The 25356-nt window shown below is 65.2% G+C and carries 26 protein-coding genes; 19 read left to right on the top strand and 7 right to left on the bottom strand.

The features are described from left to right. The first annotated feature begins 88 nt into the window (after nt 1–88). The 5 genes from CHB96_RS23165 (at nt 89) to CHB96_RS23145 (ending at nt 3592) form a co-directional block, all read left to right on the top strand. Nucleotides 89–538: a helix-turn-helix domain-containing protein gene (locus tag CHB96_RS23165; protein WP_371829047.1), complete on the top strand. Its 450-nt coding sequence runs from the start codon at nt 89–91 to the stop codon at nt 536–538. A gap of 35 nt (nt 539–573) precedes the next feature. Beyond that, a complete protein-coding gene (locus CHB96_RS23160) occupies nt 574–1362 on the top strand; it encodes a heparin-binding hemagglutinin (RefSeq protein ID WP_089250700.1) in 789 nt (262 codons plus the stop codon). 92 nt (nt 1363–1454) lie between these two features. Beyond that, complete coding sequence (locus tag CHB96_RS23155; RefSeq protein WP_089250698.1) at nt 1455–1757, top strand: DUF2516 family protein; 303 nt, start codon at nt 1455–1457, stop codon at nt 1755–1757. 45 nt (nt 1758–1802) lie between these two features. After that, complete coding sequence (locus tag CHB96_RS23150) at nt 1803–2546, top strand: MerR family transcriptional regulator (RefSeq protein ID WP_089250696.1); 744 nt, start codon at nt 1803–1805, stop codon at nt 2544–2546. Between the two features lie 17 nt (nt 2547–2563). Continuing rightward, nucleotides 2564–3592 (top strand): alpha/beta fold hydrolase, encoded by a 1029-nt coding sequence (locus CHB96_RS23145; protein WP_089250694.1) that lies wholly within the window; start codon nt 2564–2566, stop codon nt 3590–3592. A 62-nt stretch (nt 3593–3654) separates the two neighbouring features. On the opposite strand, the gene purU is transcribed toward CHB96_RS23145, so the two are convergent. Both purU and CHB96_RS23135 read right to left on the bottom strand, forming a co-directional pair. Next, nucleotides 3655–4542, bottom strand: coding sequence for a formyltetrahydrofolate deformylase (gene purU, locus CHB96_RS23140; protein WP_089250692.1), 888 nt, complete (start codon nt 4540–4542; stop codon nt 3655–3657). A gap of 12 nt (nt 4543–4554) precedes the next feature. After that, complete coding sequence (locus CHB96_RS23135; RefSeq protein WP_089250690.1) at nt 4555–5394, bottom strand: class I SAM-dependent methyltransferase; 840 nt, start codon at nt 5392–5394, stop codon at nt 4555–4557. Nucleotides 5395–5438: 44 nt separating this feature from the next. Between CHB96_RS23135 and deoC the strand changes: the two genes are divergently transcribed. Then, on the top strand, nt 5439–6092 hold the full coding sequence (gene deoC / locus CHB96_RS23130) for a deoxyribose-phosphate aldolase (protein ID WP_089250688.1): 654 nt from the start codon (nt 5439–5441) through the stop codon (nt 6090–6092). On the opposite strand, the gene CHB96_RS23125 is transcribed toward deoC, so the two are convergent. Further along, entirely contained in the window at nt 6089–6826 is a 738-nt protein-coding gene (locus CHB96_RS23125; RefSeq protein WP_176444454.1) for an LmeA family phospholipid-binding protein, read from the bottom strand. The two genes, deoC and CHB96_RS23125, sit on opposite strands and share 4 nt — an antisense overlap. 110 nt (nt 6827–6936) lie before the next feature. Between CHB96_RS23125 and CHB96_RS23120 the strand changes: the two genes are divergently transcribed. After that, entirely contained in the window at nt 6937–7521 is a 585-nt protein-coding gene (locus CHB96_RS23120) for a type IV toxin-antitoxin system AbiEi family antitoxin domain-containing protein (RefSeq protein WP_089250746.1), read from the top strand. Here CHB96_RS23120 and CHB96_RS23115 read toward each other — a convergent pair. The 3 genes from CHB96_RS23115 to CHB96_RS23105 form a co-directional block, all read right to left on the bottom strand. Continuing rightward, a complete protein-coding gene (locus tag CHB96_RS23115; protein WP_089250686.1) occupies nt 7518–8186 on the bottom strand; it encodes a class I SAM-dependent methyltransferase in 669 nt (222 codons plus the stop codon). The two genes, CHB96_RS23120 and CHB96_RS23115, sit on opposite strands and share 4 nt — an antisense overlap. 106 nt (nt 8187–8292) lie before the next feature. Further along, nucleotides 8293–8799: a DUF2505 domain-containing protein gene (locus CHB96_RS23110; protein ID WP_089250684.1), complete on the bottom strand. Its 507-nt coding sequence runs from the start codon at nt 8797–8799 to the stop codon at nt 8293–8295. A gap of 37 nt (nt 8800–8836) precedes the next feature. Then, the gene (locus CHB96_RS23105; protein WP_089250682.1) at nt 8837–9340 is read right to left on the bottom strand and encodes a DUF2505 domain-containing protein; all 504 of its coding nucleotides are present in this window, start codon (nt 9338–9340) and stop codon (nt 8837–8839) included. 25 nt (nt 9341–9365) lie between these two features. Here CHB96_RS23105 and CHB96_RS23100 point away from each other — a divergent pair, with 25 nt between their 5' ends. From CHB96_RS23100 to CHB96_RS23090, 3 genes are all read left to right on the top strand, one after another. Then, nucleotides 9366–10382: a UDP-N-acetylmuramate dehydrogenase gene (locus tag CHB96_RS23100; RefSeq protein ID WP_089250680.1), complete on the top strand. Its 1017-nt coding sequence runs from the start codon at nt 9366–9368 to the stop codon at nt 10380–10382. 121 nt (nt 10383–10503) lie between these two features. Further along, the gene (locus tag CHB96_RS23095) at nt 10504–12054 is read left to right on the top strand and encodes an MBL fold metallo-hydrolase (RefSeq protein WP_089250678.1); all 1551 of its coding nucleotides are present in this window, start codon (nt 10504–10506) and stop codon (nt 12052–12054) included. 194 nt (nt 12055–12248) lie between these two features. Beyond that, on the top strand, nt 12249–13445 hold the full coding sequence (locus CHB96_RS23090; protein ID WP_176444452.1) for a L,D-transpeptidase: 1197 nt from the start codon (nt 12249–12251) through the stop codon (nt 13443–13445). A gap of 61 nt (nt 13446–13506) precedes the next feature. Here the strand turns inward: CHB96_RS23090 and CHB96_RS23085 are convergent, their stop codons facing one another. Further along, nucleotides 13507–14262 carry an SDR family NAD(P)-dependent oxidoreductase gene (locus CHB96_RS23085; RefSeq protein WP_089250674.1) on the bottom strand — a complete coding sequence of 252 codons (756 nt, stop codon included), beginning with the start codon at nt 14260–14262 and terminating at the stop codon, nt 13507–13509. A 293-nt stretch (nt 14263–14555) separates the two neighbouring features. Here CHB96_RS23085 and CHB96_RS23080 point away from each other — a divergent pair, with 293 nt between their 5' ends. The 9 genes from CHB96_RS23080 (at nt 14556) to CHB96_RS23040 (ending at nt 25351) form a co-directional block, all read left to right on the top strand. Next, a complete protein-coding gene (locus tag CHB96_RS23080; protein ID WP_371829045.1) occupies nt 14556–15836 on the top strand; it encodes an ROK family protein in 1281 nt (426 codons plus the stop codon). A gap of 47 nt (nt 15837–15883) precedes the next feature. After that, complete coding sequence (locus tag CHB96_RS23075; protein WP_089250742.1) at nt 15884–16720, top strand: alpha/beta fold hydrolase; 837 nt, start codon at nt 15884–15886, stop codon at nt 16718–16720. A gap of 33 nt (nt 16721–16753) precedes the next feature. Further along, nucleotides 16754–18094: a D-inositol-3-phosphate glycosyltransferase gene (gene mshA / locus CHB96_RS23070; RefSeq protein WP_245866070.1), complete on the top strand. Its 1341-nt coding sequence runs from the start codon at nt 16754–16756 to the stop codon at nt 18092–18094. After that, nucleotides 18091–18573 carry a type III secretion system chaperone family protein gene (locus tag CHB96_RS23065; protein ID WP_089250670.1) on the top strand — a complete coding sequence of 161 codons (483 nt, stop codon included), beginning with the start codon at nt 18091–18093 and terminating at the stop codon, nt 18571–18573. The genes mshA and CHB96_RS23065 overlap by 4 nt, the downstream gene beginning before the upstream one ends. A 136-nt stretch (nt 18574–18709) precedes the next feature. Next, entirely contained in the window at nt 18710–20173 is a 1464-nt protein-coding gene (locus tag CHB96_RS23060) for a nucleobase:cation symporter-2 family protein (protein WP_089250668.1), read from the top strand. 88 nt (nt 20174–20261) lie between these two features. Continuing rightward, complete coding sequence (locus tag CHB96_RS23055) at nt 20262–21359, top strand: BMP family lipoprotein (protein ID WP_245866068.1); 1098 nt, start codon at nt 20262–20264, stop codon at nt 21357–21359. A gap of 14 nt (nt 21360–21373) precedes the next feature. After that, on the top strand, nt 21374–22873 hold the full coding sequence (locus CHB96_RS23050; protein ID WP_089250664.1) for an ABC transporter ATP-binding protein: 1500 nt from the start codon (nt 21374–21376) through the stop codon (nt 22871–22873). Beyond that, complete coding sequence (locus CHB96_RS23045) at nt 22866–24089, top strand: ABC transporter permease (RefSeq protein WP_245866067.1); 1224 nt, start codon at nt 22866–22868, stop codon at nt 24087–24089. The genes CHB96_RS23050 and CHB96_RS23045 overlap by 8 nt, the downstream gene beginning before the upstream one ends. Then, the gene (locus CHB96_RS23040; RefSeq protein WP_089250660.1) at nt 24086–25351 is read left to right on the top strand and encodes an ABC transporter permease; all 1266 of its coding nucleotides are present in this window, start codon (nt 24086–24088) and stop codon (nt 25349–25351) included. The genes CHB96_RS23045 and CHB96_RS23040 overlap by 4 nt, the downstream gene beginning before the upstream one ends. Nucleotides 25352–25356 lie beyond the last annotated feature (5 nt).

The raw sequence follows: 25356 nt of genomic DNA, 5'->3' as shown, positions 1-25356 counted from the left end.
CGATGACGAAGTTTCCGACGGCGCATCCCGCGTCGGGAATCAGGGCGTCGGCAACCATGGCGTCGACAATCAAGGCATTGTCGCCAAGGTGTCCGAGGCGACCGACGTCGTGGCCGAGGCAGGCGATCTCGTCGCCAGCGTCGTCACCACGGCCGCGTCGGACATCGGTAGTTACATCCGCTCGCAACGCGAGGCGGCGCAGGTGTCCCTGCGGCAACTCGCATCGAGGGCGGGGGTGAGCAACCCGTATCTGAGTCAGATCGAACGTGGGTTGCGGAAACCATCCGCCGAGGTGCTCGGGCAGATCGCCAAGGGTCTGCGCGTGTCATCGGAAGCGCTGTACGTACGGGCCGGGTTCTTGGAGGAACGTCCACACGGTCCAGTTCGAGATGCGTTGCTCGGAGATCCCGAGATCACCGAACGGCAGAAGCACGTGTTGATCGAGATCTACGACTCGTTTCGTCGCGAGAACGAGCAGACGCGCACGACGAACGACGCAGGCACCCAGACGCAGGCGTCGACCGAACCAGATCCGTAATTCGGAACCAGAATCACCCCTACAGGAGTTTCCCCATGACTGATGCAAGGAATCTAGACAACGTCAAGACGCCCCTGTTCGCTGCTGTCGGCGCAGGCGACGCGGTCGTTCAGGCCGTGGCCGACGTGGTGGCACAGGTGCGTTCGCGGGCAGAGGTCCGCGGCACCGAGGTGACCGACCGCGTCGACACGGCACGCGCACGTATCGCAGACTTCTCCGAGGACGTCACCGAGGGTGTCGAATCCCTTCGCGAGCGCCTGACGAACCTGCCGGCCGAGCTTCCCGACGAGATCGCCGAGCTGCGTGAGCGTTTCACCCCCGAAGAACTGCGCAAGGTCGCCGAGGCGTACCTCAAGGTTGCCTCCGATCTGTACACCTCGCTCGCAGAGCGTGGCGAGGAGACCGTCGAGCGCATCCGTCGCACCCCGGCCGTCGAAGAAGGTCTCGGTCGCGCGAACGCGGCAGCGAACGACGTTGTCGACCTGACCGAGCAGGCGTTGGGCACTGTCGCGTCGCAGACTCGCGCCGTCGGCGAGCGCGCTGCCGCACTCGCGGGCATCGCGTCGGACAAGGTTCGTGAGACCGCGGACGACCTGGCCGACGAGCTCGACGAGGCCGGCGACAACGCGAAGGAAGCGGCCACCGACGCGTCGCAGAAGGTCAGCGGCGTAGCAGGCAAGGTCGAGTCGAAGACTCGCTCGAGCAACGATGCGCCCCTGAAGAAGACCGAGCCGGCCAAGAAGGCGACCCCGGCCACTGCGGCGAAGAAGACGACGCCCGCAGCTCCCGCCAAGAAGGCGCCTGCCAAGAAGACCACCAGCTGACGCAGGTTCTCACCCGAATCGCCCCTCGCACCCAGCCGTGCGAGGGGCGATTTGCTGTGGGGGCGAGCGTGGCGACGGGCGTTTTGCGTAGTATGGGCGACGTGTCGTCCGCATACGCAGCTCAGTCCATGGCCATGCTGATTCTCCAGCTGATCTCGCTCGTGGGGGCTGCCATCGCCATTTTCCACGCCGTAAGGCAACGTTCGGACGCGTACCCGGCTGCAGGCAAGCTGACGAAGCCCGCATGGCTCGGCATTCTTGCCGTCGCAATGCTAATCATGATCGTCGGCCCGGGAATCATGATGCTGTGGATCATCGGTGTGGTGGCCGTCTGTGTCTATCTCGTCGACGTTCGGCCGAAGGTCGATGCCGTTCAGCGTGGTCCTCGCTGGTAGAGCCGTGCGCCCACGTTTTCGCGGGGCGACGCTTATCGTCTATGCATGATCGAGTATCGCGTCGACGACCTGGCACGTCGTGCCGGTGTCAGTGTGCGGAACGTGCGTGTCTACCAGGATCGAGGGTTGCTTCCGCCTCCGCGTAAGGAGGGGCGCACTGGCTGGTACAACGAGTCTCATCTCGCGCGGTTGGCCTTGATCTCGCGCATGCTGGACCGCGGGTACACGTTCGCGACGATCAGTGAGTTGTTGGCAGCTGCGCAGTACGGCATGCGCGTCGAGGACGTGCTGACCGGGGCGTCGTCGGCATCGGACATTCCGCATCACCTCACGCGCGCCGACATGGACGCGATGTTCGGTTCCCCTGTGTCCGACGCGGATGTGCGACGCGGTGTCGAACTCGGCGTTCTCTCCGAAGAAGGCGAGAGCATTCGCGTCGACAATCCGTTGCTGGTGGAAGCCGCCAGACTGCTGTCCGCGGCGGGGATTCCGCTGGCCCACACGCTCGACGAGACCGAGGGTGTCAGGCGCGACCTCGAGGACGTCGCCGATCGTTTTGTTGCGTTGATCACAGACAGATTCGTCTCCGGAGACCAAGATCCCTTCGACACCGATGCACGAACGGTCGCGGACGTCGCCGAACTGGTGAACCGACTGAGGCCTCTCGCACACCGGACGGTCACAGCTCTGTTCGCGGAAGCAATGGACCACCGGATCACGTTGACGATGGAAGAGATCGTCACCAAGTTCGGTGAGAACGCCGGGTCGGCGGACGACCAGGCGAGTTGAGGGGAAGGAGACAGTTCGTGGTCACACGGAAAGCTGCCCGAGGCGCACTCGTCGGAGCCGGCGTACTCGCGGCAGCGGCAGGTATCGGGGCTGTGCTGGTGGGTCGTCGTACCACGCGTGTTCCGACGCAGCCCGGATCGATCCTGAAGCCCGACGCACTTCTCCACGTGCCGACGTTCGAGTCGCGCGTCGTACCGGTCGTCACCGACGACGGTGCCGAGCTGCACGTTCGCGTCTATGGTGACCCCGACTCTCCTCCGATCGTCTTCAGTCACGGCTGGACGTGTTCCGCGGACTTCTGGACTCCTCAGATCAACGCGTTCGCCGAGAACTACCAGGTCATCGTTTACGACCAGCGCGGACATGGCCGCAGCGACGTCGGGACGCGGCTGCTCGGGCCGGACGTTCTCGCCGACGACCTCGCCGACGTGCTCGCCGCTACCGTGACCGAGGACAACAAGGCTGTGCTCGTCGGGCACAGCATGGGTGGCATGTCCGTCATGGCGTGGGCAGGCCGGTACCCGGAGCAGGTCGACACGCTCGTCAGCGCGATTCTGCTGGCCAGTACCGCGACCGACAGCCTCGTGCGCGAGACGACCGTCATTCCGCTGCCGAATCGGTTCCCGCGGGTTCCGGTGCCGGTCGGTCGCGTCGTGCTGAAGTCGGCGGTGCCGCTGCGGCCGTCGTCGGTGACGCGTCAGGCCATCAAGTACGTCTCGATGGCACCGAGCGCGACGCCGGCCGAGGTGGCGTTCTGCGAGAAGATCGTCCTCGAATGCGCGCCCCGAACCCGGGGCATCTGGGGTGCTGCGCTCAGCGACCTCGACATCTACGAGGCGCTGTCGAACATGAGCGTCCCGACGAGTGTGCTGGTGGGAACGGCCGACCGGCTGACGCCGCCCGTACATGCCCGAAGGCTCGCGGACGCGTTGGACTCGCACGACCACCTCAGCAAGCTCATCGAGTTGCCCGGGATCGGACACATGAGCTCGGTCGAGGCGATCGACGACGTCAACGCGGAGATTCTCCGGCTGCGCACGCTGTAAGGCGGCTTCGCCGCACGTGCACGGAAATGCATAGCCCGCTATGTATTTCCGCGCACATGGGATCAGCTGAAGACCACCGTCTTCTTCCCGTGCACGAGGACGCGGTCCTCCAGGTGCCAGCGCAGCCCACGGGACAGCACGAGCTTCTCGATGTCGCGGCCCTGCCGGACCATGTCGGCGACCTCGTCGGAGTGGTCGACGCGGATGACGTCCTGCTCGACGATCGGGCCTGCGTCGAGTTCTGCGGTCACGTAGTGGCACGTCGCACCGATCAGCTTGACGCCTCGCGCGAAGGCCTGGTGGTACGGACGCGCACCGACGAACGACGGCAGGAAGCTGTGGTGGATGTTGAGCGCTTTGCCCGCCCAGTGCTCGCACAGTTCCTCGGGCAGGACCTGCATGAAGCGGGCGAGTACGACGGCGTGCGGGTCGTAGGAGTCGACGAGTGAGCGCACCTCCTCGAACGCCGGTCCGCGCTCGGCCGGATCCTTCGGGAATTCGACGTGGTGGAAGCGGATACCGTGCGCCCGCGCGACCGGTTCGAGTGACTTGTGGTTACCGACGACCGCGGACACCTCGGCCGGGAGTTCGCCGCCCGCTGCGCGTCCGAGCAGGTCGTGCAGGCAGTGTGCTTCCTTGCTGACGAGGATGACCACGCGCTTGCGCTGGCCCGAATCCTCCAGTGCCCATTCGGTTTCCGGGCCGATCTCGGCGGCGACGGCTTCGAACCGGGTGCGCAGTTCCTCGATGCTCATGCCGACCGACGACGCACGAACAGCCTGGCGCGTGAAGAACCATCCGGTGTCCGGATCTGCGTGGTAGGCAGCTTCGACGATCCATCCGCCGACGTCGGCGAGGAACGTCGAGATCTTGGCGACGATGCCCGTGCGGTCGGGGCATCCGAGGGACAGAACGTAACGACGGTCGTCGGCGACACCTGCTGAACTCATGGCTCGATTCTCTCAGGCCGTCCGAACACCGGTTGCCACCAGTGTCGTCGCGTCGACCGAATCGATACCGCGGGCGGTGAGCAGTTCGAGGAACTCGGCGCGGATCGTGTCCCTCGTTGCGTCGTCGAACCCGCTCAATGCGCCGCGGAATCCGCTGCCGAGCACGAAGTTCCAGACGAATTCCTCGGTCGCGGGCACGTGATTGGACAGTTCGGTGACGCGAACTGACTCGCATCGTTGCGCTTCGAGCCACGCGGCGAGCGTCTCCGAGGTCTCGACTCGGCGTAGCGGGTTGGACTCGTAGCCTGTGCGCGACAGAGGACCGGTGTGCCCGCCCCCGGGGGAGTGCCGCTCGATGACCTCGAAATACGCGTCGCCGAACTCCTTGACCGCGCCCTTCCTCCATACCGTGACGCCCACGCGGCCACCGAGCTTCACGAGGCCGACGAGCCGCGAGAACGTGATGTCCATGTCCGGGAGAAAGAAGATCCCGTAACTGCAGGCCAACGCGTCGTACCCGGTGTCTATCGTGCTCGGGGCCTCCCATTCGGTGGCGTCGGCGCAGACGAAATCGATGTTGCGCAGCGCGGCCGACGTCGCTTTCAGTCGACCGACTTCGAGGAGGTCGTCGGCGAGATCGATCGCATGGACGATGCCGTCCGGTCCCACTGCCTGCGCTGCCGGGATCGCCGACGCTCCGGTGCCCGTACAGACGTCGAGCACGGAGTCACCGGCTGCCAGCTCCAGCGCGAACGCAAGCGATTGGCCGGCAGGACCCCACAGGAGTGGGGTGATGCGGTCGAACTCGCTGCTCGTGGAATTGAAGGTCTGCGCGAGAGGGGAATCGGACATAAGCATCGAGCTTAGGCTTCGCGCGGCTGTGGTTGGGTGGTCTCATGTCTGTCACTCGCGCATCCCTGGCCCGCATGGTCGATCACACGCTGCTCAAGCCCGAGGCGACGGCCGACGACGTCGCCGCGCTCATCGCGGAAGGCCTCGAACTCGGCGTTCTCGCGGTGTGCGTCTCGCCGTCGATGCTGCCCGTCCGTGCTGATGGCCTCGTCGTCGCTGCCGTCGCGGGATTCCCGTCGGGCAAGCATCATTCGCTCGTCAAAGGGTCCGAGGCACGTCTCGCCGTCGACCAGGGAGCGGTGGAGATCGACATGGTGATCGACGTCGGGGCAGCCGTGGCGGGCGACTACAACGCCGTGCTGTCCGACATCCTGACCGTCCGCGAAGCGATCGGACCGTCACCGGTGCTGAAGGTGATCATCGAATCGGCAGCGTTGTCCAACGAGGCGATCGTGGAGACATGTCGCGCCGCCGAACGTGCGGGCGCGAACTTCGTCAAGACGTCCACCGGCTTCCATCCGGCCGGGGGAGCGAGCGTAGAGGCGGTCCGCTTGATGGCGGACACCGTCGGAGGGCGATTGGGCGTCAAGGCCAGCGGCGGCATCCGAACAACGGACGCCGCCCTGGCGATGATCGACGCAGGCGCCACGCGCCTCGGATTGTCCGGGACGCGGGCGGTTCTCGACGGCGTGACCTAAGCGACGAGACTGCAGCCTTCCGGCTGTTCCGGCACGGCCTGGCCGGGCTGCGCGGCGGGCATCGTGTACGGACCGCCCTGCAACTGCAGCTGAATTGCGTTGTCGGTCACGGTGAGCGACGTCGGCTTCATGTCGAGCGGGTACTGCTGCAGGCTGTCGGTCAGCACGCCGACGATGCTGTCGACGAGGTCGGTCGGAATGCCGAGCCCGAGGATCGACGCGTTCACGGTCTGCACCTCGACCCGGTCACCGTTGATCTGAGGCTTCACGGTCAACTGTGCGAGGCCTGCAACCGCGAACGACAGCGTGCCCGCCGACTGATCCGCCGTCACACCGGACACGAGGGCGCCGATCCCCTGCGACTGCAGCGTCTTGGCGATGCCGTCGGTGGACCAGTCGATGTCGGCGCTGGAACTGCCGATCGTGCCATTGGAGTCGGCGCTCTGCTGCAGGTTCACGTCGTTGATCTCGGCGTGCACGACCATCCCCTCTGCAGGTCCGAAACGTGCGTCGTTGCTGTCGATGGTGACCGACGACACCTGCTTGTCGACGAGGGACAGCAGGACCGGCTTCCACCCGATCCCGACGTCGACCGAACTGCCGATCTCGCTTTCCAGCTGGCCGGCCAGGCACGACTTGATCTGCTGACGGAAATACAGTTCCCCGCCGAGCAGCGCGGCGACCAGTACGAGAACGACGAGCAGCGCAATCAGTGGAGCTTTGCTTCGTGTCATTCCGAGCAGTCTTCCCGAAAAGTCTGAAAGAGCTCTGTGAATCTCCGATGGCCGACGATTCGATCCGTTTTCTTGTGATGTGCAACACATCGTGTCGTATTCTTGGCTGCATGACCACACGTCCGAGCTCCCTCGAACTGCGTCGTCTGGCCGCGAGCCAGGATGGATACTTCACCACCGAACAGGCCGAGCGCCTCGGGTACGAGCACTCGTCGGTGCACGCCAATATCGTTGCGGGAGACTGGACGAAGGTCGAACGCAACCTCTGCAGGCTGTCGGATTGGCCCCACAACGATCTCGAGCACTTCGCGATGTGGTGCGCCTGGTTCGGCGGAGATGCGGTCATCTCACACCAAAGCGCGGCCGAGTTGCATGGGTTCGGGCACCTGCATCCGCAGTTCGTTCACGTGTCCGCGTACACCAATCTGCGGCTCGCGGACACGCGGCTCGCAGTGCACCGGCTGCAACTGACGCCACACGACATCGAGTCCACCGGCACCTTCCGGATGACGACGCCGGTGCGGACGGTTCTGGACCTCGCGGCGGGCGGAATCTCACAGATCACGCTCGACGAGGTCGTCGGTGACGCCGTGGCGATCGGACGCGTCGACCCGTCGGTGCTGTACGCCGAGGCGACGGGCGGAACCGACCGCGTCGCGGAACGCATCGAACTGGCGTTGTCGGCCTGCACCTAGCGTCCGGGGGCGACCGCATCCCACGGGACGGTCAGCACGTTGTCGCGCATACGTCGACGATGCGTCACGACGGGAATGCCCTCGCGCGACAGTCCGGCCACCGCAGCACGCCACCGCACACGCGGTCCGAACGGTGCAAGGGGAGCGGCTGTCGACCATGCTCGGTCGGCGCTCTGCAGCAGCGCATGAATCCGCTCGCCGGGCACGTTGCGGTGGATGAGCACCTTCGGGAGCCTCTCGGCGATGTCCGACGGCCGATCCACGGTGAAGGGATCCCACGCGAGCGTCAGCGACCGCGGTCCGTGGGCATCGAGAAGTACCCACGCGCAGCGTCGGCCCAGCTCGTCGCACGTGCCGTCGACGAGAAGACCGCCGGGTGCGAGCCCGGACAGGATGCGGCTCCAGGCGTCGGGCACTGCATTTTCGGGGTACTGCCGGAGAACGTTGAATGCCCGCACGAGATTCGGCCGTAGCCCGGCGAGCTCGAACCCGCCGCGAGCGAAGTGCACGTTCTCGACGGGGTCGACGACGCGTGCAGGGTCGATCTCGAGGCCGGTGACGCGCAGATCGGGCCGAATCGTGCGAAGGCGTCGGGCGAGTTCGAGTGTCGTGTCCGGGCGCGCGCCGTACCCGAGGTCGACGACGAGAGGATCCGGCGCATCCATCAGGACGCGCCGGACCGAGGGGCTGTGCGTCAGCCAGCGATCGCTGCGCCTGAGCCGGTTGATTCCGGTGGTGCCGCGGGTGATCGTGCCCTGCGGCTTCGGCGAGCTAGTTGTTCTTGGCAAGCCAGTCGGCCGTGACTTCGCCCTCGCCGCGCCACAGGTCGCGAAGGTTGACCAACATCAGCTGCTCGAGCTTGCCGCCGACGAACGGCAGAAAGACCTTCGCCTCCGACGACGTCCGTAGCGTCGATCCGGTCTCGGTGGCGAAGAGGGTCGTCGTGCCCTTCAGACTGCCGGGGCCCGCCGGGATGGACGCGTCGTAGTGGCCCTCGGTGGTGTCCTCCGCGAACGCATCGAAGTGCACGTTGCGGGTGATGACCATGTCCTTCTTCATCACCGTCTGCGCGATGTCCGGCAGCTCGGTCCTCGGAATGATGTGATGCATCACGACGTCGATGCCGTCGCCGGTCACCTCGAAACTCTTCAACTCGTTGTGGGAGTACTTCTTCATCTCCTCGATGCGAGCGTCCCAGTGATCACGGCTGGACAGAGCGGCGTACACCTGCTCGGGAGAGTAGGTGAACCGGGCTGAGTAGTTCATGCGGCGCGCCATAGCGGACCAGGGTACCGGCAGTTCCGAGTGCGGTCTGCTACAGGTTCTTGTCGATCCAGTTGCCGGTGTACTCGTGCTCGTTGTCGATGAGGGCGAGGACCTGCTCGCTGATCATCGATTCGATCTTGCTGCCGAACAACGGGATCTTGACCTCGGTGGTTCCGGACAGCGACAGCGTCGACGACGTCGCGTCGCCCTCGAGCAGCGTCGTCCCCGAGATCGACGCCGGGGCGCCCTCGACCGTCGCGCCGAACTTGCCCTCGGCGCGGTTCCCGCCGAACGGTCCCCACGACTCGCTGCGCTCGATGACGAGCGGGCCCTTCTTGAACGCGGTGACCGCGGCAGGCAGCTCGTCCTCGGGGATGGACTGCGAGATCACGACGCTGATGGTTCCGTTGATCGCGGTGATGCTGACCAGCTCGGCACCCGGTCCGCCGATGTCGGCGACGCGGTCCTTCCAGTACTGCTCGGAGACGAGCGCGGCATGCACCTTGTCGACAGATGCGGGAACGGACGCGCTGTGCGCGATGGGGCGAGGCATACGCGGGAGGGTACCCTGGGCTCCCGTGCCTACCGCAATTTCCGGTCTCACCACGATGCGCGTGGGTGGCCCGGCCCGTGAATTCGCCGTCGCGAGGACATCCGACGAGCTGGTCTCCCTCGTGCGTGACGCCGACGCGTCGGGAACCCCTGTTCTGCTGGTCGGCGGCGGTTCCAACCTGGTCGTCTCCGACGAGGGCTTCGACGGCCTCGTCGTGAAGGTCGAGACGTCGGGTGTGCGTGTGGACGGGGACTCGATGTGGGTCGCGGCAGGTGAGCGGTGGGACTCCGTCGTCGCACGGTCGTTGGACGACGGTCTTGCAGGTCTCGAGGCGCTGTCGGGAATTCCCGGCCTCGCCGGTGCGACGCCCGTGCAGAACGTCGGTGCCTACGGAACGGTGACGTCCGATGTGCTCGAATCGCTGACCGTGTACGACCGTGAGACGCGTGAGACGTCGGTCTGGGGTCCCGAGCGATGCGGTTTCGGGCTGCATCGGCAGTCCGTGTTCAAGCATTCGACGCGGTACGTCATCCTCGACACGACGATGCGCCTCCGGCGTTCCGGGGCGTCGGATCCGGTGCGGTACGCCGGGCTGGCGGATCGCCTCGCGGTGACGATCGGGGACACCGTGCCTGCCAAGGACGTGCGCGAGGCAGTGCTGGACCTGCGTGGGCAGAAGGGCATGGTGCTCGACGCCGAAGACCACGACACGTGGAGCGTCGGCTCGTTCTTCTTGAATCCTGTTCTGCCGGAGATCCCTGAAAGCGCGTCACGGGCGCCGCAGTACCCGGACCCGTCGGGCATCAAGATCCACGCCGCGTGGCTGATCCAGAACGCCGGGTTCGCGCACGGGTACGGCACCGAGTTCGGCAACGGCACCGTCGCGTTGTCGACGAAACATGTTCTGGCGATCACGAATAGGGGAGGTGCGACCACGGCCGACGTCATGGCATTGGCGTCGCACATCCGTGACGGGGTCGAAGCCGAGTTCGGGATCACACTTGTGCCGGAATGCGATCTGGTCGGCTGCTCGCTGGCCTGATTTCAGCGCTTACGATGGTTGGTCAACGTTGTGAGCGAAAATGTGTAGCCGGTCAGGAGCGGAGCCTGCGGAGCGACCACGGGCGCTACACATTTTCACTCACGAAGAAGGAGTGTTTTCAGTGCAGGTCACCAGTGTCGGGCACGCGGGTTTCCACATTCAGACCGATGCGGGCAGCATTCTGTGCGACCCGTGGGTGAACCCGGCGTACTTCACGTCGTGGTTCCCGTTCCCGGACAACACGCAGCTCGACTGGGACGCGCTCGGTGATTGCGACTACCTGTACGTCTCGCACCTGCACAAGGACCACTTCGACCCTAAGAACCTCGCCGAGCACGTCAACAAGGACACGACCGTCCTGTTGCCGGACTACCCGGTGCCGGATCTGAAGAACGAGCTGATCAAGCTCGGCTTCCACAAGTTCGTCGAGACGACCGACTCGGTCAAGCACCGCGTCTCCGGCCCCAAGGGCGACCTCGACATCATGATCATCGCGCTGCGCGCGCCCGCCGACGGCCCGATCGGCGACTCCGGTCTCGTCGTGTCCGACGGCAAGACCGTCGCGTTCAACATGAACGACGCCCGGCCTGTGGACCTGGACGTACTCACCGAGGAATTCGGCCACGTCGACGTGCACATGCTGCAGTACTCCGGGGCCATCTGGTACCCGATGGTGTACGACATGGTCGAGCGCGCGAAGAAGGCGTTCGGCGAGCAGAAGCGTCAGCGCCAGATGGACCGCGCACGTCAGTACATCGAGCAGATCGGTGCGACGTGGGTCATCCCGTCGGCAGGCCCGCCGTGTTTCCTCGACGACGAGCTTCGTTTCCTGAACGACGTGTACGACGACCCGTCGAACATCTTCCCCGACCAGATGGTCTTCCTGGACCAGATGCGTCGCAACGGACACGACAAGGGACTGCTGCAGATCCCCGGCACGACGTCGACGTTCTCCGGAAGTGAACTCGTCTCGCACGAGCATCCCATTCCGGTCGACGAGGTCGAGGCCATCTTCACCACCGGCAAAGCGCAGTACATCGAGGACTTCGCGCAGCGTCAGGCAGGCGTCATCGCCGCGGAGAAGGCGGCATGGGCACCGGCCGAGGGTGAGCCGTTGCTCGAACCGCTGCGAGAGTTGTTCGAGCCCATCATGATTCAGACCGACCAGATCTGCGACGGCATCGGCTACCCGGTCGCCCTGATGCTGGGGGCGGAAACCGTCGTACTCGATTTCCCGAAGCGGATCGTGCGTGAACCTCTGCTGAAGGAGCGCTTCCGCTACAGCTTCACCATCGCGCCGGAGCTCGTGCGAACCGCCGTACGCGACAAGGAACCGGACTGGGTCAACTCGATCTTCCTGTCGACGCGGTTCCGCGCGCGACGCGTCGGCGGCTACAACGAGTTCCTGTACACGTTCTTCAAGTGTCTGACCGACGAGCGCATCGCGTACGCCGACGGCTGGTTCGCCGAAGCGCACGACGACACCGCGACGATCGTCAAGGACGGCTACGAGATCCAGCGTCGCTGCCCGCACCTGAAGGCGGACCTGTCGAAGTTCGGCATCGTCGAGGGCAACAAGCTGACGTGCAACCTGCACGGGTGGGACTGGAACCTCGACACGGGCCGATGCCTGACGTCCAAGGGGCACGAGCTGCGGTCGACCAAGCTCTAGGGGCTGCGCCCATGTGCGCGGAAATACATAGCGGCAAGGAGTGGAGCCTGCGGAACGACCCGAAGGCACTATGTATTTCCGGACACATGGGTTTGTATGAAATGTCCGATTTCACTTGTGAATTCGGTGTGAATCCGACCGCAGCCCCTGTCTGGATTGTGGTCGCATGATTTCCCGCGAGTACGTTGGAAACCGTGCATGAGCAGGTAGAACGGACAAATCGGACGCGGTTGTTGTGGCTGGTCACAGCGATCGCGGCCATGGCGGCACTCGTCGCGGGGTGCACCATCGGCTCCGACAACGGATCGACCGGTAGCGCGGCCTCGACGACCGAGGCGCCGCCGGTAGCCCAGGTCACGCAGAACCCGATCGACGGTGCCGAGGACATCAGTCCCATCGCGCCGATCTCGGTGTCGGTGAAGGACGGAACACTCCAGAGCGTCACGCTGACCAACCCCGACGGCAAGGTCGTCCAGGGCGCGCTGACGCCGGACAAGCTGTCGTACTCGATCACCGAGCCGCTCGGCTACGGCTCGACGTACACGTGGGCGGGCGAGGCCATCGGGACCGACGGCAAGAGCGTCGACATCGAGGGAAGTTTCTCGACCGTCGAGCCGGACAGTCGGACGTCGGTCAGTACCAATATCGGCGACGGCCAGGAAGTCGGCATCGCTGCGCCGATCATCCTGCAGTTCGACCAGACGATCGAGGACAAGGCCGCTGTCGAGAAGGCATTGACGGTCACGACCAACCCGCCGACGCCCGGTGCGTGGGCATGGTTCCCCGACGACAACGGCTCCCGCGTGCACTGGCGTCCGACGAACTACTGGGCGCCGGGTACGACGGTGTCGGTGCAGGCGAATCTGTACGGCGTCGCGTACGGCGACGGTGCATACGGAGCCGACGACGTGACGCTGGACTTCACGATCGGCCGCAGCCAGATCGTCAAGGCCGAGGCCACCAGTCACCGCATGCAGGTGGTGCGCGACGGCCAGACCGTCATGGACATCCCCGTCAGCTACGGCGAGGGCAACGAGACTCGCAACGTCACGCGCAGCGGCATCCACGTGGTGACCGAGAAGCACGAGGACTTCCTGATGTCGAACCCGCCGTTCTACGAGAACGTCCGGGAACGATGGGCGGTCCGCATCTCCAACAACGGTGAATTCATCCACGCGAACCCGTTGACCACGGGCGTACAGGGGGCGTCGAACGTCACCAACGGATGTATCAACCTGTCGACCGAGGATGCTCAGCAGTACTTCGGCATCGCGATGTACGGCGATCCGGTCGAGGTGACGGGAACGTCGATCGACCTCTCGGCGGCCGACGGGGATCTGTACGACTGGGCGATCGACTGGCCGAGCTGGGAGTCCATGTCGGCTCTATAGGCCGTCGTGAGTGAAAATGTATAGGGACCTATACATTTTCACTCACGAGAGCCGAAGGCGCCTACGCCCGGTGAAAACGCCCCGGGCCGGCCTGATCCCGCGGCTTGATGATGATCTGGTCCAGATTGACGTGCGACGGGCGCGACGCCACGAAGCCGATGACCTCGGCGATGTCCTTCGCGACCAACGGCGTGATGCCCTTGTAGACCGCGTCGGCCTTGGACTCGTCCCCGTCGAAGCGCACGAGCGAGAACTCCGTCTCGACGGCTCCCGGCGCGATCTCGGTGAGTCGGACGGGCTTGCCCAGCAGTTCGCCGCGCAACGTGCGGTGCAGCACCGCCTGCGCGTGCTTGGCGGAGGTGTATCCCGAGCCGTTGTCGTACGCCTCGAACGCTGCGACCGACGTGATGGTCACCACAAGTCCGTCGCCCGATTCGATCAGCTTGGGCAGCAGAGCCTTCGTGACGCGCAACGTGCCGAGAACGTTGGTTTCCCACATCCAGCGCCAGTCGTCGAGGTCGGCGTCGATGACGGGCGCGAGTCCCTTCGCTCCACCCGCGTTGTTGATCAACACGTGAACGCGAGGGATGACGGAGGTGAACGCGGCGACCGAATCCTCGTCGGTGACGTCCAATTGCAGTGCGGTGCCGCCGATTTCGGAGGCGAGCTTCTCGAGTCGGTCGACGCGACGTGCCCCGACGACGACGTGGTAGCCCTGCTCGGCCAGTTGGCGTGCGGTGGCGGCACCGATGCCCGAGCTGGCTCCGGTGACAACGGCGATACGGGCGTCGGGAGAGATTTGTTCGGACAATGTCATGCCCAGAATTCTAGTATCAGACGTTTCCTACCGGAGGGGCCAGGATTGGTGATCGCTCGCGGAAGTGCTAACTTTGCGGTCATGTCCAGCCACTCGCCAGCATTGCGTGTCACCTACGTGACCGCTGCCCTGGGTTCTCGGCTGCCTCTTCCTCGTGAGCTGTGTTGTCCCGGTTTCGGAGCCTGTCGCTAGTTCGTTCGCGACGGCGTGCTCGCACTTCTTCTGTGCTGCTCTGACCGATTCATGCACCACCCGTCTTCTTTCGTACGGGTCTATTGCCGAGGACAAAACACGTGTCACTTGCAACTCTTCCGATCACGTCTCCCGCCAAGTCTCTGCGCGGGACCCGCTCGTCGTCCGTCACCGCGCGGCCGGCCGTGCGCAACCGGGTTCAGGTCGTCGCACCCGATCTGCGTATTGCGGACAACCCCGCTGCCTCCGTCCTTCGAGTCGCCTCGGTCGAAGGTCCTATATCCCGCGACATTGCCGCTCGTGCAACAGGTTTGAGTATCGCGACGGTCAACCGTCAGGTCGCCTCCTTGCTGGGGGCCGGTCTGCTGCGTGAGCGTGCGGACCTGACGACGTCCGGTGCCATCGGCCGTCCGCGCGTACCGTTCGAGGTCAACCACGAGCCGTATTCGACGGTCGGCATCCACATCGGTGCCATCGTCACCGGCATCGTGGTCAGCGACCTCCGCGGTCGCATTCTCGGCGCCGTCGAAATCCCGACGCCTAGCGGATCCGCCGAGGTCTCGCTCCACGCGATCACCCGCAGCGCTGCCGCGTTCGCAGCGCGGTGGCACCGTCGTACTCCGCTGTGGGTGGGCGTCGCGTTGGGTGGACGCGTCGACGCAGCCACCGGCTCGGTCGACCATCCTCGTCTCGGATGGGAAGGCGCCCAGGTCGGCGCGATCGTGGGCGGCGGACTCGGCCTGCCGGTCTCGGTGTCCGGTCACGTCGAGGCGATGGCCGCATCCGAGCTACTGCTCACCCCGGCACGCGCCGACGCACCGCCGACCGGGACGAGCCTGTTCTTCTACGCACGTGAGACTGCGGGCATCGCGCTGACGATCGACGGTCGCGTGCACACGCCGTCTACCGGACCCGGCTCGATCGCGCACCTGCCTACCGGTTCGAATGCGCTGTGCGCGTGCGGAAATCGCGGATGCCTCGAAGCATCCGTCAGCGATCGCGCGGTCCTCTCCGCCGCGATCGACAAGGGGGTGCTCCCCGAGGGCGCTCCCGTCGCCGCGCTCTACCAAGCGGCGCACGACGGTTCGGCCGGTGCCCGGGACATTCTCGTCGAGCGTGCCCAGATCCTCGGTCGCACAGTCGGATTGCTCCGTGACCTGTTCAACCCTGACCGCGTCGTCCTCGGCGGTCAGGCGTTCACCGAGTACTCTTCCGGGCTGCCGCACGTGGCGGAAGCATTCGGTCGCACATCGACGTTGCCGCGCAAGGATATTCGCATCACCGGCTTCGGCAACAAGGTGCAGGAGTACGCGGCGGCGGTCGTCTCGCTGAGCTCGGTGTACTCGGATCCGTTGGCGTCGATGCGTCGCGCAGCTGCTTGACCCGACCCCTCTCGCTGCTGTGATCGTGAGCTGTCATGATGTCGGTCATGGCAGCGAGAGGACCGGTGCGTCAGGCCACCGGAATCGACGGAACGAACATCGTCTACCGGGTGTCCGGCCCCGCGTCGGGCAGGCCGCTCGTTCTTCTGCACGGGTGGGCGCAGTCGTCGGCGTGCTGGGGTGAGGAGGTACTGGCCGATCTCGCCGAGGAGTACCGACTGATCGCCGTCGACCTCCGTGGCCACGGGTACTCGGACGCACCCACGTCCGGTTATGCGGATTCGAAGAACTGGGCGGGCGACGTCGACGCGGTGCTGACCGAAGAAGGCATCACGTCGGACGCCGTTCTGCTCGGGTGGTCCTACGGCGGACTCGTGATCTGCGACTATCTCGCCGAGCACGGAAGCGGCGCCGTCGCAGGAGTCGTCCTGGTCGGCGCGATCACGAGCATCGGCCGCGGCGAGCAGGGCGGCCGCGTCGGGACATCCATGCGGGCAGCGATTCCCGACGCCATGGCCGAGGAACCGCGTGTCGCGATCCGCGCCCTCGGCAGCTTCGGCAACGCACTGACCGGCCCGGTGGAGGGCAAGGGCGCGCAGGCGCAGGCCCTGTTCGGACTGACTCTCGCTACGCCGCCGCGCGTGCGGGCCGCGCTGTTCGACCGGACCGTCTCGCACGACGAGCTGCTGCGCACCCTGGACGTGCCTGCGCTGGTGGTGCACGGGACGGCAGACACCGTCGTCGACGTGTCCGCAGGCCGCCACGCCGCGTCGCTGATCCCGAAGGTGACCGCGTCGTACTGGGACGGAGTCGATCACGGTCCCTTCGTCGCCGACCCCGAACGGTTCGTCGCCGATGTTTCGAACTTCGTGGAAGGGCTCTGAAACGGGGTCTGTGAACGTCCGTACTGTGGAGGCGTGCAGACTGGAGCGGTGAGTGGACGCCAGCTGAACCGGGTCGCCGTGCTGTCGTTGCATACGTCTCCGCTGGCGCAGCCCGGTATGGGTGACGCAGGCGGCATGAACGTGTACGTGCTGCAGTCGGCGAAAGAGCTCGCCGAACGTGGCGTGCAGGTCGAGATCTTCACACGTGCGACGTCGTCGTCGGACGAGCCGGTACGCGAGGCCGCTCCCGGAGTGCTGGTGCGCAACATCGTCGCCGGGCCGTTCGAAGGACTCGACAAGCAGGACCTCCCGACCCAGCTATGCGCGTTCGCCGCGGGTGTTCTCCGCGAGGAAGCGCGGCACGACGCCGGGTACTACGACCTCGTTCACTCCCACTACTGGTTGTCCGGTCAGGTCGGGTGGTTGGCCCGCGACCGATGGGGCGTCCCGCTGGTCCACACCGCGCACACCCTGGCGGCCGTCAAGAACGCATCGCTCGCGGCGGGTGACGCGCCCGAGCCGCCCGCGCGGCAGATCGGGGAGCAACAGGTCGTCGCCGAGGCCGATCGGTTGATCGCCAACACGTCCGAGGAAGCCAAGCAGCTCATCGAGATCTACGGCGCATCTCCCGACGCGGTGGACGTCGTCGCGCCCGGCGCCGATCTGCACCAGTACAACCCGGGTGACATGCTCGCGGCGCGAGCACAATTGGGCATCGATCCACGTGAAACCGTCGTCGCATTCGTGGGTCGTATCCAACCGCTGAAGGCGCCCGATGTGCTGCTGAAGGCCGCGGCCGAAGTCGTCGCACTGAAACCCGAACTGCCACTGCGTATTCTGGTCGTCGGCGGACCGTCGGGCAGTGGGCTCGACCGTCCGGACAGCTTGATCGAACTTGCCCGCGAGCTCGGTATCTCGGCTCGCGTGACGTTCATGCAGCCGCAGCCGTCGAACGTGCTGGCGCAGGTGTACCGGGCTGCCGATGTCGTTGCCGTACCGAGCTACAACGAATCCTTCGGACTCGTCGCGATCGAGGCGCAGGCGTGCGGCACTCCGGTGATCGCGGCCGACGTCGGAGGTCTCGGGGTTGCCGTGCGGTCCGGTGAAACCGGCGTTCTCGTCCAGGGGCACCGCACGGACGACTGGGCGCGCGCACTGGGCCGGATGCTCGAGGATCGAGACGCGTTGGCGCGCATGGCTTCTGCTGCACCGCGACACGCCTCCGAATTCTCGTGGGAACACACCGCCGAAGGGCTGCTCGACAGCTATCGGGCGGCGCAGTTCCATTTCGACCGACACGTCGAACCCAGCGAATTCTCGCCGCGCCGAACGCGCGGGCTCTCGAAGCTACGACGAGGAGTGGTCAAAGCATGAGCAGCACAGTCACTCTCATCGATTCCGTGTTGGCCGAGCGCGAGCTCGACTACCAGCGCAAGGACGACAACGCGTTCGTCGTCGAACTCCCGGGTGAGCGCAAGCTGAAGACGACGGTGATGTTGACCGTCGGCAATCACGGTGTGCGTGTCGAGGCGTTCGTGTGCCGAAAGCCCGACGAGAACTTCGAAGGTGTGTACAAGTACCTGCTGCGGCGAAACCGCAGGCTCTACGGCGTGCACTACACGATCGACAAGATCGGCGACATCTACCTCGTCGGCCGCATCTCGACGCATGCGGTGACGGCCGACGAGATCGACCGTGTGCTCGGGCAGGTGCTCGAAGCCGCCGACGGTGACTTCAACGTCCTGCTCGAACTCGGATTCGCCGAGTCCATCAAACGCGAATGGGCGTGGCGTGTGTCGCGCGGCGAGTCCCTGGCGAACCTGAAGGCGTTCGAGCATCTGATCGAGTCGTAGGGGCTTCGCCCATGTGCACGAAAGTACACAGCCCGCTATGTATTTTCGTGCACGTGGGCCGAAGACCCCACAGCGGTTACGCGGCTGAAACGTCGAACTGCCGCGTCCGTAACGCGAGGTCCATACTCTTGCTGCCATGACGAGGCCGGAGGACACGAAGGTACCTGTCCTGCAGATGTTCGGGTACGGGATGCAGCACATCCTGTCGATGTTCGGCGGGGTCATCGCAGTGCCGATCATCGTGGGCGGAGCTGCCGGACTGTCCGCCGGAGATCAGGCGTTGCTGATCTCGTGCGCCCTGTTCGTCAGCGGGCTCGCGACGGTACTGCAGACCATCGGCGTTCCGTTCTTCGGGTCGCAACTGCCACTCGTGCAGGGCATTTCGTTCGCCTCCGTGTCGACGGTGCTGACCATCGTCGCAGGTGCAGAAAACGGCGAGATCGGCTTGCGCACGGTCCTCGGAGCAGTGATCGTCGCAGCGCTGATCGGACTGGTGATCGCGCCGTTCTTCTCCAAGGTCGTCCGGTTCTTCCCGCCGATCGTCACCGGTTCCATCATCACCGTGATCGGGTTGTCGCTGATGCCCGTCGCGGCGCGGTGGATCACCGGGCAAGAGATGGTCGGCGGACAGCCGAATCCCGACTACCTGGACGTCGGCAACATCGGGCTCGCGATGTTCACCCTGCTCGCCGTTCTGATCCTGACGAAGATTCCCAGGGTCTCGCGCCTGTCGATTCTGCTGGGACTGGTCGTCGGCACCGTCGTCGCGCTTCTGTTCGGCAAGGCCGATGTCGACGGAGTCGGCGACGCGGCGATCGTGGCCGCGCCGACGCCGTTCGCGTTCGGAGCGCCGATCTTCGCGGTCGGTGCGATCCTGTCGATGACGATCGTGATCCTCGTGATCATGGTGGAGACGACTGCGGACATTCTCGCAGTGGGTGAGGTAGTCGGAACGAAGGTCGACACGAAGCGCGTGGGCGACGGACTGCGTGCCGACATGATCTCCTCGGCAGTTGCCCCGATTTTCAACACCTTTCCCGCCACTGCGTTCGCGCAGAACGTCGGTCTGGTCGCGATGACGGGTATCAAGTCTCGATTCGTCGTTGCGGTAGGCGGCGGAGTCCTTGCGCTGCTGGGGCTTTCACCGCTGCTCGCGTCGATCGTCGGAGTCATCCCGTTGCCGGTTCTCGGCGGCGCGGGTATCGCGCTGTTCGGCACCGTCGCCGCCAGCGGAATTCGAACACTGGGCAAGGTGAACTACGACAACAACAACAATCTCGTCATCGTCGCGGTGACGCTGGCATTCGGGCTCATTCCCGTTGTGGCGAGCGACTTCTGGGACGAGTTCCCCGAATGGTTCGTCACGATCTTCCACTCCGGCATCAGCGCGGCCAGCATCGTCGCCGTCGTTCTCAACGTGTTCTTCAACATCGTCCGCCCCGGCACACCGCCCGATCCGTCGATCGTCGCCGCAGGTCCGGCCGTGATGGTTCGGGAGGACGAAGCCGAGGTACTCGGTGACGGTGGACACTACGAAGGCGGGGAGCCGAAGACAGGGCGGACGAACGGAAACCCTGCAGACGTCACGGGCGACGAGTAGCGTCCCGAATCAGACATACGATCGACCATCGGATAGCCTGATCCGCCACGAGCGGACCGGCTGGTCTGCACGAAACATGGAGGAAGTCTTGACCGTCGTCACCCGTTCACGTACTCGGAGACTGGCATTCGGCGGCGTCGCGTCGCTCGGTGCGGTCGCTCTCGTCGCAGGATGTGGCTCCGCACCGGAAGACAGCGGATCCGATTCCGGCGGAAGCGCCTCCGGCGACTTCAAGCCCTGCATGGTGTCCGACGCAGGCGGCTTCGACGACAAGTCGTTCAACCAGCTCGGATTCGAGGGGCTGACCGAGGCGTCGGACACGCTCGGCGTCGAGCCGATCACCGTCGAATCGGCGTCGCCGACGGACTACAACCCCAACATCTCCAACCTCATCGACCAGGGCTGCAACCTGATCGTCACCGTCGGATTCGATCTCGCCGACGCCACCAAGGCTGCCGCCGAGGCGAACACCGACATCGACTTCGCGATCATCGACGACTCGACGATCGACCTGCCGAACGTGAAGCCGCTGACGTACGACGCCGCCCAGTCCGCGTTCCTCGCCGGCTACGCTGCCGCGAGCTTCTCGAAGACCGGCATCGTCGGCACGTTCGGTGGATCCCAGCTGCCGACCGTCACCATCTTCATGGACGGATTCGCCGACGGCGTCAACTACTTCAACGAGCAGAAGAACCGCGACGTGCGTGTCATCGGCTGGGACGTTCCGTCCCAGAACGGCTCGTTCACAGGCGGATTCGAGGCCAACGCCGTCGCGAAGAACACCGCGCAGGGCCTCATCGACCAGAACGCGGACGTCATCTTCCCGGTCGGTGGCCCCATCTACCAGTCTGCAGCGCAGGCCATTCGCGACTCGTCGCGTCCCGTCGCGCTGATCGGTGCCGACGCCGACGTGTTCGAGTCGGACCCGTCGGTCGGTGACCTGCTGCTGACGTCGGTCACGAAGGGCCTGAAGGAGAGCGTCGACGAGGTCGTCGCGAATTCCGGTGAGGGATCGTTCGACAACACGCCGTACGTCGGAACCCTCGAGAACGAAGGCGTCGGAATCGCGCCGTTCCACGACTACGAGTCGCAGGTCGATCCGGCTCTGCAGGGTGAACTGGACGCAATCCAGGCGGGCATCGTCGACGGGTCCATCACCGTCGAGTCGCCCTCGTCGCCCAAGTAAGTCTCAAGTAAGTAATGAAGCTCGAATTACGCGGCATCACCAAGCGTTTCGGATCTCTCGTCGCCAACGATTCCATCGACCTCGTCGTGGAATCGGGCGAGATCCACTGCTTGCTCGGGGAGAACGGTGCAGGCAAGTCGACTCTGATGAACGTGCTCAGCGGCCTCTATCGGGCCGAGGAGGGCGACATCCTGCTCGACGGCGTCGAACAGCATTTCGCGGGACCGGGTGAGGCGATGAGCGCCGGGATCGGCATGGTGCACCAGCACTTCATGCTGATCCCGGTGTTCACCGTCGCCGAGAACATCATCCTCGGGCACGAGACCACCAAGAGCGGCGGCCGCCTCGACCTCGATGCGGCGCGTGCTTTGGTCCGGGAGATCTCCGGAAGATTCGGATTCGACCTCGACCCCGATGCACGCGTCGACGACTTGCCCGTCGGTGTGCAGCAACGCGTCGAGATCATCAAGGCACTCAGTCGCGACGCGAAAGTGCTGGTGTTCGACGAGCCCACGGCCGTCCTCACCCCGCAGGAGACCGACGACCTCATGCGCATCATGCGTGAGCTCGCCGCGTCGGGAACCACGATCGTGTTCATCACGCACAAGCTGCGCGAGGTTCGCGAGGTCGCGGATCGGATCACCGTCATCCGGCTCGGCAAGGTCGTCGGCGAAGCGGAGCCGACGGCGTCCAACTCCGAGCTGGCCGCGCTGATGGTCGGCCGCGACGTGCAGCTGACCGTGTCGAAGGAACCGGCACAGCCTGGCGACGCGGCCCTGGTGGTGAGGAACCTGACGGTCTTCGACGCCGGTGGACACAAGGTGGTCGACGACGTCAGCCTCGACGTCCATGCCGGGGAGATCCTCGCGATCGCCGGCGTGCAGGGCAACGGCCAGGGCGAGTTCGTCGAGGCACTGCTCGGTGCGATCGAGCGGGTCACCGGGCGGATCGAGCTCGACGGCACGTCGCTCGTCGGCTCGTCGGTGCACGACGTGCTCGGCGCCGGAGTAGGTTTCGTTCCCGAGGACCGCACCGTCCACGGCCTCGTCGGTGAATTCACGATCGCCGAGAATCTCATGCTCGACCGATCCACCGGGGAACCGTTCGTGCGCCGCGGCGCGATCCGACGCGACTATCTGGACGCGTTCGCAGCGGAGAAGGTCGCCGAGTTCGACGTGCGAACCCCGAGCGTCGGCACCGCCGTCGGGCGACTGTCCGGCGGTAACCAGCAGAAAGTGGTGCTGGCCCGCGAGTTGAGCCGCGAGCTACGGCTTTTCGTCGCGTCGCAGCCGACGCGCGGTATCGACGTGGGTTCGATCGAGTTCGTACACAAGCGAATCGTCGCCACGCGCGACGCAGGTGTCCCGGTGATCGTCGTGTCCAGTGAGCTCGACGAGGTCGCAGCTCTCGCGGATCGCATCGCCGTCATGTACCGCGGGACGATCGTCGGCATCGTGCCCGCCGACACGTCTCGCGAAGTTCTGGGATTGATGATGGGTGGAGAACATGGCTGAGGCGCACCACGAACCCTCGCGTGCACATGTGGTTCTGCGGCAGATATTCACCGGCAGCGCAATCATTTCGGTGCTCGCGGTTCTGCTCGCGATTCTCGTCGGCGCGGTACTGATCGCCGTCACCGACGAGCAGGTCCAGGATGCCGCGGGGTACTTCTTCGCGCGGCCGATGGACATGATCTCCGCAGTGTGGGACGCGGTGTCCGGTGCATATTCGTCGTTGTTCCAGGGCGCGGTCTACAACTTCCGACGCCCCGGTTTCGAGAACGGCATCAGACCGCTGACGGAGACGCTGACGTTCGCGACGCCGTTGATCGTCGCCGGTCTCGGTGTGGCTCTTGCGTTCCGCGTCGGCATGTTCAACATCGGCGGCCGCGGACAGATGCTGATCGCTGCCGCATGCGCGGGGTGGGTCGGGTTCTCGCTGCAGCTGCCGGCCGGGCTTCACCTCGTTCTGGCGATCGTCGCAGGCGTCGTCGGCGGTGCCGTATGGGGTGGCATCGCGGGAGTTCTCAAGGCACGCACCGGAGCTCACGAAGTGATCGTGACGATCATGCTGAACTACGTCGCGTTCTACCTCGTCGCGTATCTTCTGCGGACGCCGGGCGCGCTGCAGGCTCCTGGACAGAACAACCCGAAGACGGCCGCGATGGAGTCGACGGCGGTGTTCCCCAAACTCTTCGGTGACCGGTACTCGCTGCACCTTGGATTCGTGCTCGTCGTGGTCGTGACCGTCGGCGTCTGGTGGCTGCTCGAGCGCTCGTCGCTCGGGTTCCGCTTCCGGGCCGTCGGCGAGAATCCGCATGCGTCGTCCATCGCGGGTATCAACGTGAATCGGATGTACCTTTACGCGATGGTGTTGTCGGGTGCGCTCGTCGGACTCGCGGGCGTCGCGCAGGTACTGGGTACGGTCACCACCGGTTTCGGCGCCGACATCGACGCCGGAATCGGTTTCGACGCGATCACCGTCGCCCTGCTCGGCAGATCGAAACCGTGGGGTGTCTTCTTCGCAGGCATTCTGTTCGGCGCCTTCAAGGCTGGAGGCTTCGCGATGCAGGCCGCCGAGGGAATCCCCATCGACATCGTGCTCGTCGTGCAGTCCGTCATCGTGCTGTTCATCGCTGCTCCGCCGCTGGTTCGAGCCGTCTTCCGGCTACCACCGCCGGGTGCCGAGGTCGCGGTGCGCGCGGACACCGCGAAGGTGGCGGCACTGTGACCGTCGCTGTGGACAAGTCCGACGTCCTGACACCCGCCAGGAGCTGGAAGGTTCCCGGGATACTCGGGGTCGTGACGCTTCTTGCGTTGATACTGTTCGTCTTTCGCGCAAAATCGGGTACGACGACGTTCGCGCTCGCGAGCGAGAACGACTTCTTCCAGCTCCCGGCCGTAGAGCTGCCGACATCGGGAACCGGCATCGCCGTGTTCGTCGTGCTCGCTCTGATCACCGCATACGCGACGTGGGATGCGCTGCAGCGCAACAAGACTCCACTGTGGCTGCTCGCGATCTACGCCGTGCTGTTCGTCGTCGGATTTCTGACGTGGGCCGCCGCAGGGGCAACCGTGCCCGTGCCGGGTCTGCTGATCGGTGCCGTCGCGCTGAGTACACCGTTGATCTTCGGTGCGATGGGCGGTGTCATCTCCGAACGCGTCGGCGTCATCAACATCGCGATCGAAGGCCAGCTGCTGTCCGGTGCGTTCGTCAGTGCCGTGGTCGCGTCGATCACCGGGTCGACGTACGTGGCGCTGCTGGCCGCGTTGGTCGCCGGTGCACTGACGGCAGCGCTGTTGGCGATGTTCTCGATCAAGTACTTCGTCAACCAGGTCATCGTCGGCGTCGTGCTGAACGTCCTGGTCGTCGGATTGACGAGTTTCCTGTACTCGGTGGTGCTGACCAAGAACACGGAAGCTCTGAACTCGCCACCTCGGTTCGCGCGCATCGAGATTCCCGTGCTGTCGCAGATCCCGGTGATCGGTCCGGTGCTGTTCCGCCAGACACTGATCGTCTATCTGATGTACATCGCCGTCGCCCTCGTGTGGTTCGGGCTGTTCCGGACCAAGTGGGGACTGCGGCTGCGTGCCGTCGGCGAACATCCGCAGGCAGCCGACACCGTCGGTATCAACGTGGCAGCTACCCGGTTCTGGAACGTCTGCCTCGCCGGCGCCATCGCGGGACTCGGCGGTGCGTACTTCACCCTCGGTTCCGTCGGCGCGTTCGGCAAGGAGATGACGGCGGGCGCCGGCTACATCGCGCTCGCGGCCGTCATCTTCGGACGATGGGATCCCGTGCGAGCGACGTTGGCGGCCTTGCTCTTCGGGTTCGCGTCGAACCTGCAGAACGTGCTCGGAATCATCGGCTCGCCGGTGCCCAGCGAGTTCATGCTGATGCTGCCGTACGTCGTGACCATCTTCGCCGTCGCCGGTCTCGTCGGGCACGTGCGTGGCCCTGCGGCAGCAGGAAAGCCGTATGTGAAGTCGTGAGGTGA

This window comes from Rhodococcoides kyotonense (genome assembly GCF_900188125.1).
GTDB lineage: Bacteria > Actinomycetota > Actinomycetes > Mycobacteriales > Mycobacteriaceae > Rhodococcoides > Rhodococcoides kyotonense.
This window is presented reverse-complemented; position numbering and strand designations above follow the sequence as displayed.

Excerpts from the sequence above, each read along its gene's own strand:
- CHB96_RS23160 (WP_089250700.1), top strand. The coding sequence starts at position 574 with ATGACTGATGCAAGGAATCTAGACAACGTCAAGACGCCCCTGTTCGCT.
- CHB96_RS23155 (WP_089250698.1), top strand. The coding sequence starts at position 1,455 with ATGGGCGACGTGTCGTCCGCATACGCAGCTCAGTCCATGGCCATGCTG.
- CHB96_RS23150 (WP_089250696.1), top strand. The coding sequence starts at position 1,803 with ATGATCGAGTATCGCGTCGACGACCTGGCACGTCGTGCCGGTGTCAGT.
- purU (WP_089250692.1), bottom strand. The coding sequence starts at position 4,542 with ATGAGTTCAGCAGGTGTCGCCGACGACCGTCGTTACGTTCTGTCCCTC.
- CHB96_RS23135 (WP_089250690.1), bottom strand. The coding sequence starts at position 5,394 with ATGTCCGATTCCCCTCTCGCGCAGACCTTCAATTCCACGAGCAGCGAG.
- deoC (WP_089250688.1), top strand. The coding sequence starts at position 5,439 with ATGTCTGTCACTCGCGCATCCCTGGCCCGCATGGTCGATCACACGCTG.
- CHB96_RS23125 (WP_176444454.1), bottom strand. The coding sequence starts at position 6,826 with ATGACACGAAGCAAAGCTCCACTGATTGCGCTGCTCGTCGTTCTCGTA.
- CHB96_RS23120 (WP_089250746.1), top strand. The coding sequence starts at position 6,937 with ATGACCACACGTCCGAGCTCCCTCGAACTGCGTCGTCTGGCCGCGAGC.
- CHB96_RS23115 (WP_089250686.1), bottom strand. The coding sequence starts at position 8,186 with ATGGATGCGCCGGATCCTCTCGTCGTCGACCTCGGGTACGGCGCGCGC.
- CHB96_RS23110 (WP_089250684.1), bottom strand. The coding sequence starts at position 8,799 with ATGGCGCGCCGCATGAACTACTCAGCCCGGTTCACCTACTCTCCCGAG.
- CHB96_RS23105 (WP_089250682.1), bottom strand. The coding sequence starts at position 9,340 with ATGCCTCGCCCCATCGCGCACAGCGCGTCCGTTCCCGCATCTGTCGAC.
- CHB96_RS23085 (WP_089250674.1), bottom strand. The coding sequence starts at position 14,262 with ATGACATTGTCCGAACAAATCTCTCCCGACGCCCGTATCGCCGTTGTC.
- CHB96_RS23075 (WP_089250742.1), top strand. The coding sequence starts at position 15,884 with ATGGCAGCGAGAGGACCGGTGCGTCAGGCCACCGGAATCGACGGAACG.
- CHB96_RS23065 (WP_089250670.1), top strand. The coding sequence starts at position 18,091 with ATGAGCAGCACAGTCACTCTCATCGATTCCGTGTTGGCCGAGCGCGAG.
- CHB96_RS23060 (WP_089250668.1), top strand. The coding sequence starts at position 18,710 with ATGACGAGGCCGGAGGACACGAAGGTACCTGTCCTGCAGATGTTCGGG.
- CHB96_RS23050 (WP_089250664.1), top strand. The coding sequence starts at position 21,374 with ATGAAGCTCGAATTACGCGGCATCACCAAGCGTTTCGGATCTCTCGTC.
- CHB96_RS23045 (WP_245866067.1), top strand. The coding sequence starts at position 22,866 with ATGGCTGAGGCGCACCACGAACCCTCGCGTGCACATGTGGTTCTGCGG.